Origin of the sequence: Haladaptatus sp. W1, assembly GCF_001723155.1 — an archaeon.
Lineage (GTDB): Archaea > Halobacteriota > Halobacteria > Halobacteriales > Haladaptataceae > Haladaptatus > Haladaptatus paucihalophilus.
In genome coordinates, this window is the sequence record NZ_MEIH01000114.1 from 1 (window position 1) to 13,085 (window position 13,085).

Annotated in this window: 16 protein-coding genes and 1 pseudogene; 9 read left to right on the forward strand and 8 right to left on the reverse strand. The window is 60.8% G+C overall.

Features of this window, described 5'->3' with window-relative positions; translation table 11 throughout:
- From BG842_RS27255 to BG842_RS06340, 5 genes and pseudogenes are all read right to left on the reverse strand, one after another.
- Positions 1 to 174, reverse strand: a pseudogene (locus tag BG842_RS27255) (galactonate dehydratase); the annotation flags it as partial.
- Entirely contained in the window at positions 171 to 1,310 is a 1,140-nt protein-coding gene (locus BG842_RS06325; protein WP_069450119.1) for an ABC transporter ATP-binding protein, read from the reverse strand. The pseudogene BG842_RS27255 and the gene BG842_RS06325, both read right to left, overlap by 4 nt.
- Positions 1,311 to 1,316: 6 nt before the next feature.
- On the reverse strand, positions 1,317 to 2,186 hold the full coding sequence (locus BG842_RS06330; protein WP_069450120.1) for a carbohydrate ABC transporter permease: 870 nt from the start codon (positions 2,184 to 2,186) through the stop codon (positions 1,317 to 1,319).
- Complete coding sequence (locus tag BG842_RS06335) at positions 2,179 to 3,204, reverse strand: carbohydrate ABC transporter permease (protein ID WP_083252454.1); 1,026 nt, start codon at positions 3,202 to 3,204, stop codon at positions 2,179 to 2,181. Before BG842_RS06335 ends, BG842_RS06330 begins: the two co-directional genes overlap by 8 nt.
- Before the next feature lie 18 nt (positions 3,205 to 3,222).
- Positions 3,223 to 4,530, reverse strand: coding sequence for an ABC transporter substrate-binding protein (locus BG842_RS06340; protein WP_069450121.1), 1,308 nt, complete (start codon positions 4,528 to 4,530; stop codon positions 3,223 to 3,225).
- 331 nt (positions 4,531 to 4,861) lie between these two features.
- Here BG842_RS06340 and BG842_RS06345 point away from each other — a divergent pair, with 331 nt between their 5' ends.
- The 5 genes from BG842_RS06345 to BG842_RS06360 all read left to right on the forward strand — a co-directional run bounded on the left by BG842_RS06345 (position 4,862) and on the right by BG842_RS06360 (position 9,199).
- The gene (locus BG842_RS06345; protein WP_069450122.1) at positions 4,862 to 5,611 is read left to right on the forward strand and encodes an IclR family transcriptional regulator; all 750 of its coding nucleotides are present in this window, start codon (positions 4,862 to 4,864) and stop codon (positions 5,609 to 5,611) included.
- A gap of 376 nt (positions 5,612 to 5,987) precedes the next feature.
- A complete protein-coding gene (locus tag BG842_RS06350; RefSeq protein ID WP_069450130.1) occupies positions 5,988 to 6,434 on the forward strand; it encodes a DUF6653 family protein in 447 nt (148 codons plus the stop codon).
- A gap of 73 nt (positions 6,435 to 6,507) precedes the next feature.
- Positions 6,508 to 7,407, forward strand: coding sequence for an aldo/keto reductase (locus tag BG842_RS06355; protein WP_069450123.1), 900 nt, complete (start codon positions 6,508 to 6,510; stop codon positions 7,405 to 7,407).
- A gap of 123 nt (positions 7,408 to 7,530) precedes the next feature.
- Entirely contained in the window at positions 7,531 to 7,653 is a 123-nt protein-coding gene (locus BG842_RS32455; RefSeq protein WP_256388506.1) for a hypothetical protein, read from the forward strand.
- Between the two features lie 307 nt (positions 7,654 to 7,960).
- Positions 7,961 to 9,199, forward strand: coding sequence for an RNA-guided endonuclease TnpB family protein (locus tag BG842_RS06360; protein WP_069450124.1), 1,239 nt, complete (start codon positions 7,961 to 7,963; stop codon positions 9,197 to 9,199).
- On the opposite strand, the gene BG842_RS06365 is transcribed toward BG842_RS06360, so the two are convergent.
- The 3 genes from BG842_RS06365 to BG842_RS06375 form a co-directional block, all read right to left on the reverse strand.
- On the reverse strand, positions 9,162 to 9,578 hold the full coding sequence (locus BG842_RS06365) for a hypothetical protein (RefSeq protein ID WP_069450125.1): 417 nt from the start codon (positions 9,576 to 9,578) through the stop codon (positions 9,162 to 9,164). The genes BG842_RS06360 and BG842_RS06365 overlap by 38 nt on opposite strands.
- A gap of 108 nt (positions 9,579 to 9,686) precedes the next feature.
- Positions 9,687 to 10,106, reverse strand: a complete 420-nt coding sequence (locus BG842_RS06370) for a hypothetical protein (RefSeq protein ID WP_069450126.1) — start codon at positions 10,104 to 10,106, stop codon at positions 9,687 to 9,689.
- Positions 10,107 to 10,185: 79 nt separating this feature from the next.
- On the reverse strand, positions 10,186 to 11,076 hold the full coding sequence (locus BG842_RS06375) for a DUF6920 family protein (protein WP_069450127.1): 891 nt from the start codon (positions 11,074 to 11,076) through the stop codon (positions 10,186 to 10,188).
- A 111-nt stretch (positions 11,077 to 11,187) separates the two neighbouring features.
- Here BG842_RS06375 and BG842_RS06380 point away from each other — a divergent pair, with 111 nt between their 5' ends.
- From BG842_RS06380 to BG842_RS27260, 4 genes are all read left to right on the forward strand, one after another.
- Positions 11,188 to 12,093, forward strand: coding sequence for a hypothetical protein (locus tag BG842_RS06380; RefSeq protein WP_069450128.1), 906 nt, complete (start codon positions 11,188 to 11,190; stop codon positions 12,091 to 12,093).
- Positions 12,094 to 12,330: 237 nt separating this feature from the next.
- Complete coding sequence (locus tag BG842_RS31160; RefSeq protein ID WP_254662946.1) at positions 12,331 to 12,657, forward strand: DUF998 domain-containing protein; 327 nt, start codon at positions 12,331 to 12,333, stop codon at positions 12,655 to 12,657.
- Positions 12,658 to 12,662: 5 nt separating this feature from the next.
- Entirely contained in the window at positions 12,663 to 12,818 is a 156-nt protein-coding gene (locus BG842_RS31165) for a hypothetical protein (protein ID WP_254662945.1), read from the forward strand.
- 125 nt (positions 12,819 to 12,943) lie between these two features.
- Positions 12,944 to 13,085 (forward strand): cation-transporting P-type ATPase (locus BG842_RS27260; RefSeq protein ID WP_139136042.1); only part of this gene is annotated, 142 nt, incomplete at its 3' end.

Consider the following 13,085-nt stretch of genomic DNA (forward strand, 5'->3'; position numbering starts at 1 on the left):
TTTTCCGAGGAGGTAGGTGTCGAGCAGTTCTTCGACCGCGGCACGGACGGTGTGCGCCCGCCCCTCGACCACCGGTTCGCCCCAGCCGACCACCCCGTCGCTCGTCTCCACCCTGAGGAACAACCACCGCGGCGGCACCTCGTAGAGTTCGTAGTCGACGATTCGGCCGCTCATGCCGACTCCCCTTCCGTTTGCGCGTAGTCGCCGACCGTTGCCGTCGTCTCGGACGTTTTCGTCTTTAACGCCTCGCCCGTCTCCGGGTCGAAGAGGTACAGTGACGCTTCGTCGAACGTGAACCGGATGGTTTGACCCGGCGTGGGGCGCAGTGTGCTCTCGATGCGCGCCGTCAGTTCGCGCTCGCCGAGCGTCGCGTACAGGAAGTTCTCGTTCCCCATCGGTTCGACTACGGACGTCTCGGCGACGTTCCCGCCGGATTCGACCAAGCTGATGTCCTCGGGCCGGATACCAACCCGAACGCGGTCGTATCCGTCGACCCACGACGAGTCGTCGAGTTGGCGCTCGAATCCGCCCGGCCCGTGCAACGTCGCACCGGCGACGTCGGCGGTGAAGAGGTTGATGCTCGGCGACCCGATGAAGTTCGCGACGAACTCGTTCGCCGGCGAGGTGTACACCTCCTCGGCGGTGCCGACCTGCTGGAGTTGGCCGCCGTTCATGACGGCAATACGGTCGCCCATCGCCATCGCTTCCGTCTGGTCGTGGGTGACGTACATCGTCGTTACGTCGAGGTCGTGTTGCAGTTCTTGGAGTTCCGTCCGCATCTCGGACCGGAGCTTCGCGTCGAGATTCGATAGCGGCTCGTCCATCAGGAACACTTCGGGTTCGCGGATGATAGCTCGACCGAGCGCGACGCGTTGTTGTTGTCCCCCCGAGAGATCCCGCGGGTGTTTCTCCAGGAGGTCGGAGATGCCGAGCATCTCGGCCGTCTCGTTAACGCGCTCGCGAATGTCCGCCGACGTCCGCTCGGACGATAGTTTCAGTCCGAAGCCGAGGTTCTTGCGAACGTTCATGTGCGGGTACAGCGCGTAGTTCTGGAACACCATCGCGACGTCCCGGTCGCGCGCCCGCTGTTCCGTTACGTCCTCGTCGTCGAACAGGATGTGTCCGCTCGTGACGTCTTCGAGTCCGGCGACGCACCGGAGGGTCGTCGTTTTTCCACAGCCCGACGGACCGACGAGGACGAGAAATTCCCCGTCCTCGACCGTGAGATTCACATCGTCTACAGCGGTAAGAATGCCGCCGTCGTCGAGCTCGAACTGTTTCCGTAAATCGTCGATGTTGATTGCTGCCATATCGTGTCACTCCTTGACTGAACCGGCGAGGATTCCGCTAACGAAGTACTTCTGGAGGAAGAGAAAGAGGATGAATATCGGGACGATAGAGAGTCCCGCGGCGACCATTATTTGGTCGTAGTAGACGCGCTGTGCGCCGACGAGGTCGCTGATGGCGACGGGAATCGTGTACTTGTCCTGACTCAGGATGACCAGCGGGAACAAAAAGAGGTTCCACTGGAAGAGGAACAAGACGATGGCGAGCGCCGCCAACGACGACTTCATCGTCGGCAGGGCGACCCGATAGAACACTTGGAACTCCGTCGCCCCGTCCATGCGTGCGGACTCGAGGAGCGCGTCCGGAATCGAGCGCATGTTCTGTCGCATCAGAAAGATGCCGAGGGGGTTGGCCGCCCACGGCAGGATGATGGCCCAGTACGTGTTGGTCATTCCGATGCGCGACATCAGGAGAAACAGCGGGATGACGAGCAACTGAATGGGCAACACGAGCGTCGCAAGGATGGTGTAGAATATCGGCTCCTTGTACTTGAACTCGTATTTCGCGAAGGCGAAGCCGCCCATCGAACACAGGACCAACGACAACACGGTGTACACGGCGCCCACGAGAATGCTGTTACCGACGGCTCCGAGGAAACCGACCTCGTATCCGAGGAACGCCGTGGATGACCGCTGCTGAAGCGCGTGGAAGTTCTGCATGAACTGTGATATCGACCCCGGAATGACCCGTGGGTCGCTCGCGGCGGCGAGAAACGCCTGCTCTTTGAGCGTCGAAGCCACGACGATCCAGTAGAGCGGGACGATTGTGACGAGCACTCCGGCGAGGAGGAATGCGTACGTGACGAGCTTCCAGCCGAACTCGCGCTGGTGATTACGCATCGCTGTCACCCCCGTCGCCGACGGCCTTTATCTGGACTATTGAGAGCGTGCTCACGACGGCGATGAGAACCCACGTCAGGGCGCTAGCGTACCCGAGTTGGAACTGGACGAACGCCATCTCGTAGATGTACTGGACGATGGTTCGCGTGGCGTCGGCCGACGCGCCCGCCTCGCTCACGATGAGAGGTTCGGAAAACAGTTTGAACGTCCCGATGGTCGAGGTGACGGCGACGAACAGTAACACTGGTTTAAGCTGTGGAAGCGTCACGTATCGGAACTTCTGGAGCCGGTTCGCACCGTCGATTTCGGCAGCCTCGTACAGTTGCTTCGGGACGTTCTGCAGTCCGGCGAGGAGGATTATCATGTTGTACCCCGTCCACCGCCACGTGACGGCCCCGACGACGGTCATCCGCGACCAGAAGGCGCTTTGAAACCACGGAATCGGACCGATTCCGACGAGACCGAGCAGGTAATTCACGAGTCCGTGTTGTTGCATGAGCAGGACAAACACCGTCGCGTACGCGACGAGGTTCGCCGAAACGGGCAGGGCGAGCGTCGTGCGGAAGATTCCCCGGAGTTTGACGAACGAGGCGTCGAGCGCCACGGCCAACAGCAACGCGATGGCGATCATCAGCGGAACCTGCACCAGAAGGATGAACACGGTGTTGTACATCGCTTGGTGGAACTGGCCGTCGCCGAGGAGTCGCGCGTAGTTCGAGAACCCGACGAACGTCAGATTCGCTATCGACGTGACCTTGAAACCGAGACCGGGAACGGTAAAGAGTACGCTCCCGCCGACGCTCTCGAACTCGAAGAACGAGAGGTAGATGGTGTACAGGATGGGGAACGCGAGGAACACCGTGAACAGCACGAAAAACGGTAGCAGGAAGATGTACGGCACTCCCTTCAGCTTCGGCAGTCGCTCTGAGAGCCGCTGTCGTCGCCACCGAACCCCGTCCACGAACTCGTCGCGGAAGGACCCGCGTCGGTTGGCCGCTATTTCATCTGTTTGAGACATGTGGTGTCAAAGAAACGTTCAGGCCATCTTGCGGTCGGTGCGGTCGGCGACCTGTTTCGCGGCCTTCTCGACGGCCTTCTTCGGTGATATCTTCCCACTCATCATGGTCTTGAAGTGCGTGTTGATGGCCTTCGTAACCTCCGGGGTATCGGTCGTGTACCGATACGAGGGGATGTTGGGGGCGATTTCGGCGAACATGCGACCGGCGCTCTGCCCGCCGAGGAACTCGTGGCCCTCGTCGAATGCGTCGCTCTCGTAGGCGGGCTTGAACGCCGGAAAGATGCCGTACTCCCGGTACATCTCGGTCTGTCGCTCCTTGTTCCCGAGGGTGTACTTCATGTAATCCCATCCCCGGTTGGCCTTCGCGTCGCTGACCTGATCGGCGATGACGAGGTTCGACCCGCCCCAGTTGGACGCGCGGCGACCTCCCTTCTCGAAGGCCGGCGGCTTCATCACGCGCCAGTTCCCGGACGTGTCCGGGAGTTCTGACTTCAGCGTCCCTTCCATCCACGCCCCGGCGTTGAGTGAGGCGATAGACCCCTTCTTGAACGCGGAGAACCACGCACTGGACCACGACGCCTTGTTGTCCGTGATGCCGGCGTCACGGAGCTGTTTCAGGTTGCGTGCCACGCGCACGCTCTTTTCGTTGTTGAACCCGACTTTGCCGTCTTTCGTAAATGGCTGCCCGCCCAGTTGGCGGTACTGCATCCGCCAGAGGCCGTCGTAGTCGTTCGACGGAATGTTGAGCATGGCGGTGCCATCGGGGAGTTTCTTCCCTTCCTCGACGAACTGCGTCCACGTTTCGACGCTATCGAGGTTCACGTCGTGCTTATCGAGGACGTCCTTTCTGTAGAACGTCCCGACGGGGCCGATGTCCCACGGGAGCGCGTACGTCTTTCCGTCCTTGGTCAGCGGTCCCCACTTCCCGGAGACGAACTTTTCTTTCAGGTCCGATTCGAGCCAGTTCGAGATATCCCGAAGACCGCCCGTGTCCACCCACGCGGCGGCGTCGACGCTCTCCATCGTTGCGACGGCGGGCGCACCCGACCCCGCGAGAAGCTTCGATTTGTACTTGTCTTTCATATCGGAGCGACCGATCTGCTTGACGTTGACCGTCGCATCGTTGTCTTTCTTGTACGATTTTGCGGTCAGTTCGAGGGACTTCGCCGCGACGTCCCAGCTCCAAGCGTCGATGGAATCGGCCTTCTTCTGGCTGTCACTGCTTCCGCCGCTATCGCCGAGACATCCCGCGAGGGCGATTGCGCCTGCGACACCCGCTCCTTTCAACACGTTTCGTCGGTTCGTACCGCGTTTGTCGTTCGTCATGGCCTACGATACTATAGACCATAAATTAGGGAGCCTTAATTCTTTGGTTAAATCTATGTATGAGTATGGATTCCAACGAAATATGCCAAAAATACCGATATATTTTGACTGAACGGGGGCATAAGGGAGAAATGCTCATCTTGATGGTGTTTATTGATGGTGAACGAGTCGCTTCAGTCGTCCTTTCGTCACTACCCCGATAAACGCTACATTCTGCCGCTTGAGGCCGTTAGAACCCGTACGAGCGAAGCGATTATCTTGATGAACAATCACAACAATTTGTTCACTATCGATGAACGAACTTTTTGTATCTCCACCGACATCCACGACTATGCCAAACTATCCGGTCGGTGCCACCGCGACGACGTTCGAGATTATCGATTCCTTGGCGACGCTCGAACGGGCCGGTGTCACCCAACTCGCCGACCGACTCGGACGCTCGAAAGGCAGCGTTCACAACCATCTCGCTACCCTCGAACGGCTCGGATACGTCATCAACGAGGACGGACGCTACCGTCTCGGCCTGCAGTTCCTCGAACTCGGGACGGGCGTCCGAGCCACCGACTCGCTGTATCGAATCGCGCGACCGGAGATAGATCGCCTCGCGAACGCCAGCGGTGAGACGGCGAGTCTCGTCATCGCGGAGAACGACGAAGCCGTTTTCATCTACAGAGCGGGCGACGACGTCGACCCCGCGCTCCGGGACGGGAGCCGGGTTCCCCTGTACGCGTGCGCCGCAGGAAAGGCCATCCTCGCCCATCGTCGGTCCCCGAGTCTCGATTCGCTCCTCGACGGGGACACACCGGCACCGACGGACCGTACGATGACGACTCGCGCGTCGTTGATTCAGGAACTACAGACCGTCCGCGACCAGGGACTCGCCTTCGACAGGGGAGAACTCGCACCCGACCGACGCGCTGTCGCGGCGGCGATTCTGACCGACGACGGTCGCGCCGTCGGTGCCGTCACGGTCTCCGGTATCGCTCCCGGGATGAGCGGCAAACGCCTCGAAGAGGACATGCCAGGTCTCGTTCTCGGCACGACTAATAGGATTACAGTCGAACACCAAACGCACGAATAAAATCGTTTTCCTCTGATGAATACGGTGATGAATGGCTATGCTGTGCGCGCTACCGGGATATCACAGAACTTCGTTGAACATAGCTTTGAAACAGCTAGCAAATATATTCACTATCGCTGAACGCCCTTCTCCTGTCGCCCGAGCCGACTAAGTGTCGAATCGTCAGTACGATTCTCGAAACGAGCGTGCAAGTCTGCACGTTCACACCCGATTTCGCCATCGTGTCGTGATGGCGGCCGTGACATTCCGCCCTCCGATCACATCGACGTTGGTTCCGGTGGCTCCGTGATGAGCACTGAAGCCGACGAATCCCGAAGTGAACATGCAGATGTTCGAATCCAAGTCGGACGGGATCCTTCCCACACGGTCGGAGTACTTGCGTGATTTCAGAAATGGCCTCTGGGAGCGCCACGCGAACCCGCGTAGCGGCTGGTCGCGCGTTCTCTCCTTCCCGGTTCTCATGTACGCGATTTACGCGCGTCGGCCTCGCCTCGTCCTCGGTGCGCTCGGGTTCATCGCCGTCAATCCGGTCCTCTTCTCGCCGCCGGAGGACGCCGATGCGTGGATGACGCGCGTCGTGCTCGGCGAGCGCATGTACTACCGACACAAGGACGGCCGACGGGCGGTGGACCTCCTCAATTATATCAACGGGCCAATAACCGCGTGTGCGGTCCATTCTGCCTACCGAAGACGCCCCTTGCGAACCGTGTTTTTCACGGGCCTCTCGATGGCAACGAAATTCCTCTTCGTCGCCTACGTCGCCGCGTATTACGACCGTAACCAGGAACGGTACCCGGAGGACGTTCCGCACTTCGACCGGTGACGGGACCTCACTCGGTTCAGGTCGCGGTTACCGTGGGATACCACTTTACGTGTGTTCTTCGTTGATATACACCATGGAAACTCGACTGCTCGGAGAAACTGGCCACGAGAGTTCGATTCTCACGTTCGGCACCATCGCGCTCGACTTCCTCGACCAGACGGAAGCGAATCGGATGGTCGAGGACGTCCTCGATGCTGGCGTCAACCACTTCGACGTCGCGCCGACGTACGGCGACGCCGAGTTGAAACTCGCGCCGAAGCTCGCCGAACATCGCGATGAGATATTCTTGGGCTGTAAGACCCAAGAACGCACCTACTACGGCGCGTGGGGCGAACTCCACCGCTCGCTCGAGCGACTTGACACCGACTACATCGACCTGTATCAGTTCCACGCGCTCACCCGGTACGACGAACTCGACACCGTTACCGGCGACTACAGTCCCGAGATGGCCCAGAGCCACGACGAAGGGGCGCTTGCCGCGTTCGAAGAGGCGAAAGAGGAGGGACTCATCGGCCATATCGGACTCACGAGCCACGGCGACCCAAGCGTGATTCGGACCGCGATAAAACGCATCCCAGAACTGGAGACGGTGATGTTCCCGCTCAACTACACGCTCGACGCGAAGGAAGGTCCCGAGTACGATTATCAGTCGGTGCTAGACCTCGCCCAGGAACGCGGCCTCGGAACGCTGTGTATCAAAGCCTTCGCCGAGGAACCGTGGCCGGAAGACCTCCCCAGAGACGAACGACCGTACGAAACGTGGTACCGACCATACGACACCCCCGACGAAATCGAAACGTGTCTGCGCTACGCGCTCTCGCAAGGGATGACCTCGATACCGAGCGCGGGAGACCCGCAACTCGTCCCGATGATAGTGGACGCCGCACGGGATTTCGAGGAGATGGACGCCGCCGAACAGGAACGGCTTCGTGACGCCGCACGGGACGCCGACTCTCCCGTTCCGAGTCCGTGAAAGCGGTCTCCTTCCGGTGCGGACGTCCTCGGTATCGACACCGGCGAGCCGCGAGCGTCGGCCGACAGTCGTTTACCGAAGGAAATGGGAACAGTTATAAACCCATCGTTCAAGGCTCTGCCAATGCCTGCTGCGCGTTGTAACCATTGCGGCTTACAGATAATCTCGTCTTCGTACCCGAAGGCGATGAAGTGGTACCACGACCATCTCCGTGAGAACCATCCGAAGGTCTGGCTCCGCGCCTAAATACGGAGGTCTGCGTACGAACGGCCGCCCGATTCGGGAAGAAACGTCTTCTCCGCCCGGCGAACGCACTACTGAAGGAGTGTTGATCGCGTCTGCGCCGCAACGGTCGGTGCACCGTCCCGCTCATTCCGACGAACGTGCGTTCGAGGAGCGTCCCTTTCGCATTTCATAGATACCACAGCGCGGATACCCGCGACTTCAGGCGCGGGAGGAAGCGCGTCCGCTTGACTACTCTACTACCGTTTTCTGCCGGGACGACTCCCGATTGTATATTAACCTATATAAACATAGTCGTTGTATATGATGTATGGAGGTCAGGCGAACTGTTCAAGTCAAACTTGAAGTGACCGAAAGCGACGCCGACCTTCTTCACGAGACGATTCGACAGTTCCGATGGGCCGCCAACTACGTCGTTCTGAACGCTCAAAACGACGACGGCTACGTCGAAACGAGCAAAGGCAAACTCAACAGCCGAACCTACGATGACGTTCGCCGTGCAACGGACCTTCACGCGAATCTCGTTCAAGCAGCACGAAGCCGCGCGGCAGACGCGTTGAAATCCGTCGTGGCAAAATGGAAACGTGGAAAAACCGCGAGTCTTCCGTACTTCTCGTCGCCGTTCCTCGAATACGACAAGCGGAGCGCGACGTTCCACGACGACTACGCGTCCCTTTCGACTGTCGATGGTCGAATCACCGCCGACTACGTGTTGCCTGACGACGAACGCGAGACGCCCCATTCGGAGTACCTCTTTTCCGACGACTACGAGACAACCGGTGCGACGCTTCACTACCGCGAAACCACGGACGAGTTCTATCTTCATGTCAGAACAAAGGCTGACGTGGACGCTCCCGAACCACGCGAGAACGGAACGGTTCTCGGCGTGGACCTTGGGGTCGAAAACATCGCCGTCACATCGACTGGCGTGTTTTGGTCGGCTTCCGAACTCGACCACTGGCACCGCGAATATGAAAAGCGTCGTGCATCGCTCCAACAGTGTGGCTCGCGTAACGCTCACGAGACCATGCAAGCGGTCGGTCTGAAAGAGACGGGCCGCTTCGAGCAACTGCTTCACCGCGTGTCGAACGAACTGGTTGAAGAAGCCGACGAACGCGACTGTTCGCATATCGCCTTTGAAGACCTCACAGATATCCGCGACCGAATGCCCGGCGCGAAACGACTTCACGCATGGGCGTTCCGCCACCTCTACGACTACACGGCGTACAAAGCCGAAGAACGCGGTATTTCAGTTCAGCAGGTGAATCCAGCGAATACCTCGCGTCGGTGTTCGTCGTGTGGGTTCACTCACGAGAATAACCGTTCGTCGCAGGACATCTTTGAGTGCTTGAAGTGTGGCTACGTGAACCACGCGGATTACAACGCGGCGAAGAACATCGGTTACAGACTCCTTGGCACGCAAACTGCTGGCGAAGGAGGCGCACTCGTAGGCGTGCGTTTGAACACCGGGATGATGAACGCGAACGGGGTTACAGCCGTACCACCGTTGGTTAGAGCTGGAGTCCATGGTGAATGCCACGGTCGGTAGCCCGTGGTAGCTTACTGACGGCGACGAGTACGTACAGCAACCCGACGATGCGAGTACAGGGGTACACCCACGATTTCCACTCGCACTCGGCCGCATCAACGTACACGAGTTCGGACCCGTAGTCGACGTAGGCGCGCGGGTACAACAGTGCTAGAACGCCGATGACACCCAGGAACCGCTTGAGTCGCGAATACGAGGCGTCGCTTCGCCACACGAGCGTTACGAAGGCGAGTCCCTCGACCCGTGCAATCGGAACGACCCACGACTGCAACTCACAGTCGTCCGGATTGTCGAGCGCGAGCCGCTCGGCGCGTTCGATGAGCGCCTCCGGCGAAAGGAGTTCGATGAGACCGATTACCGAGAGTATCGTGCGGAACATGCACGTACGAGTTGAACTCCCAACATGATGAATCCCGGTCCTCGGTTCGAAATCGGTCCTCGAACGCTGCTATCGTCCGGCCGTCTCCGAATCCGACTCGACGGACGCTCACGCTTCGCTCTCGGATTCAGCGCGTGCGTCGGACTTATCGAGTCGCGTCGAACACCACTGGCAGAACTCCAACTCCGGTTCGGCCGACCGGCCACAGTGCGGACAGGCCCGCTCTGTCTCTGATTCGCCGTCGGACGGCGAGTTGGAACCCGCTCGGTGTGCGAGCAAGTAGGCGTCCGCGATGCTGATTGAGGTCACCGCGAAGATGGGAACGAGTTCCGCGGTCGGAAACTGCGCACCCGTTGCGAGCGCCTGCAACGTCGCTTCGGGCGTCACGAAGGTCGCTACTCCGAGGTCGACCGAAAGCCACGCGACCGCCCGTCGCCACCGGCCCAGATACGCGTGTCCCAATCCGGTCACGACCACGCCGAGGACGACCGCTAACCACGGCCGCTTCTGTGAGTGACCATACCCCATGCGCTTATTGAATAATTAGTCAGTATTGAGTCTTTTGTTTGAATCCGCTGTTTTCCTCGCTCACGACCTCGAATTCGGATTACGGTTCCCCGTCGGACTGACGGTTCGTACCCATCGGTCGGTGCTCGATTCGGTCGATGGTCGCCCGCCAGTAGCGTTCGTCGTCGTCCGGCCGTCCCCAGCCGACCTCGGCTTCGACCGGAATCCGACGCCCGTTACGTTCCCGGTAGTCCCGGAAGTGGCCCGTCCACGATTCGTAACGCTCGTCCTCCATGCGGTAGCGCTCCGCGGTGACGCGTTCGATTTCGTCGTGCTCGTCGAAGTGGAAGACGACCGAAGCGGACGCGTCCCGGTGTTCGAGCGTCGCCCTCGCGGACCGGTCGTCGATGGCGTCCCATTCGACGCCCTGCGCGGGGAGGAGCGCGGTCGGATACCAGACGGCTTCGGCGAGATAGCGAAGGAGTTCCCCCGCGTTCATCTCGGGTGATGGACCGGCGCTCGCGACCGGAACCGCCCCGAGCAGCCACGCACGGAGCACCCCGTCGCCGCCCTCGTAACAGTCGAGGACGCGCGCGGGAACCCGCGGCAGGACGTCGATGCTCGCGTCCCAAACGAACCCCGGTGGCCGCGTGGTGACGTACTGGTCCGCGACGAGTGGCCGCCACTCGGAGTCCGGCCCACCGAGGCGGAACTCCCCGCGTTGGTGCAGTTGGACGACCTGTACGTGTGGCTGGCCGTCCTCCAAGACGTGGGTGAAATACCGTCGGACGGGAGCGGGCAGGTCCTCGATGTCGTCCCGCGAGAACTCCCCGTCCCGCGGTTCGCTGTCCGACAGGAGTTCGTCGACGTGCGTTTGGATTTCGTATTCGACGCGACGGTTACCGAGCGCGACGGCGGCGATGGCGGCGGCCACCGTTGCGAGGGCGAACGCGATGACCGTGCCGAGGCGGAGTCGAATACGGTTCGACACGGACCCATCGTCTCCACCCGGATTGCGCTGTCGAGTGCGGATGTCAGGGAAAACCACGTTTTCAAGACTCACAACGGTGTCGGGGTACGTAGGTGTACCTCCGAAACGGCTATGAACCACCACGAATTTCTGGACGTCGCCACGGTGACTGCGAGCGGACTAGTGCTTCGGGATGCGACATTTTTCGCGCGGAGCCTCGACGGCCCACGACTGGACGAGACGGTTGTCGAAACTCGATTGGCTCTCGACGAGGTGGAGACGAGCGGCCACCGCGAGGTGACGGTCGCCACGCCCGCCGGTGGGTTCCGCGGTGCGTATTGCGTCTGGCAGTGGTACGGCGACGACGCGCCGACACTCATCTTCCACCACGGGAGCGGGGAGGACCCGTTCGATTTCGGCCGATTCAGCTCCAACTCGGCTCGGCGACTGTTCGCAACCAACGATTGGAGCGTCCCGGTGAACGTGATACTCGTCCGGGCACCGTTCCACGACCGGTCGAGTTTCGGCTACGCCCGTGCGATGGGCGCGCTTTCGAACTTCGTCGGGATGTGTGCCGCCTCGACAGCGATGGTCGAGGCGCTGACAGCGGCGGTGCGCAAGCGGGGTTCACCCGCCGTTACCGTCTCGGGCATCAGCCTCGGCGGTTGGGTCACGAACCTCCACCGGTCGTTTCACGGGACGGCGGACCGATACGTCCCCATCTTCGCGGGGGCCGCTCTCGGTGAGATGTTCGCCACGTCCGCCTATCGACGAATGACGGCGGAGCGGGCGCGCGCCGACCCCGACCGCCTCCGCGACGTGCTCGACTTCGAGCGGGCGTTTCGAGCGGCCACCGCCGACTGTCGCCCTCTACTCGCCCGCTACGACAGGATAATCGAACTCGATGCGCAACGCTCCGGCTACGACGGTATCCCCCTCACTGTCATCGAAACGGGACACGTCACCGGGTCGCTCGCCGCGTCCGCCCTCAGGGAACACGTGCGGACGGCGCTCGACCGACCGGCCGCCCGTGAGTGACCGTCCCGCCGCGGTCCGTGGGTCGGGAATTCGCCCCGCCAAATATACTGAACAATTTATGATTTTTCGGAACCATTTGAGGCACATGGATGGGACGGAAAGCCGATTGAATCGGTCCGGTTCCGACGAGACGGGGCTGTCGAGAGCGGGTGCCGCCATGTTCCTCGCCGGAGGGATTTCGTTCATGGGCATCATCACGGGGAGGTTCTTTATCCGAACTACTCGACCAGACAGGACATCAGCGACCTCGGTTCCACGCAACCGCCGAACCCTATCATCCACGAGCCGTCGGCGACCATCTTCAACAGCACGATGCTCGTGACGGGTGCACTGCTTCTCGTCGCCGCCTACTTCCTCCACCGGTCCACGGGACGGCGCGTCCTCACGATACCCCTCGCCGTGTTCGGGTTCGGGGTCTTCGGTGTCGGCGTGTTCCCCGGCAACGTCGTTCCGTGGCACGGCCTCTTCGCCCTGCTCACGTTCTTCAGCGGGGCATCACCGTCGTTCTCTCCTCTCGGGTCATCACGCGCCCGTTCAATTATCTCTGCCTGCTGTTCGGCGTGATATCGTTGGCGACGCTGCTGAGCGTGTTCGTCCTGCAGGAAGCGAATCCGCTGAACGTCCTCGGGTCCGGCGGCGTCGAGCGGTGGGTGGCGTACCCGCTGTTGCTCTGGGTCACCGGGTTCGGCGGATATCTGCTGGGCGACCCCGACATCGGTTCGTGAACCCCGCCTCGACCCAAACATCCAACTATCCGTCCCTCGTCTCTGTGCGAAGATGCCGCTATTTCGACGAACCGTCTCCGATTCACGGTTCCCCGTGAGCCAACCGTCCACTTCGTCACCCACCGATGAGTTCCGTTACGTCCAGCGAAACGACCCCGACAGAGTGGCACAGCGTTCCGGGAGAACGCGTCTTCGAGGCGCTCGACTCGGACGAAAACGGGCTCTCGACCGACGAAGCAAGCGAGCGACTGTCAGAGTTCGGACCGA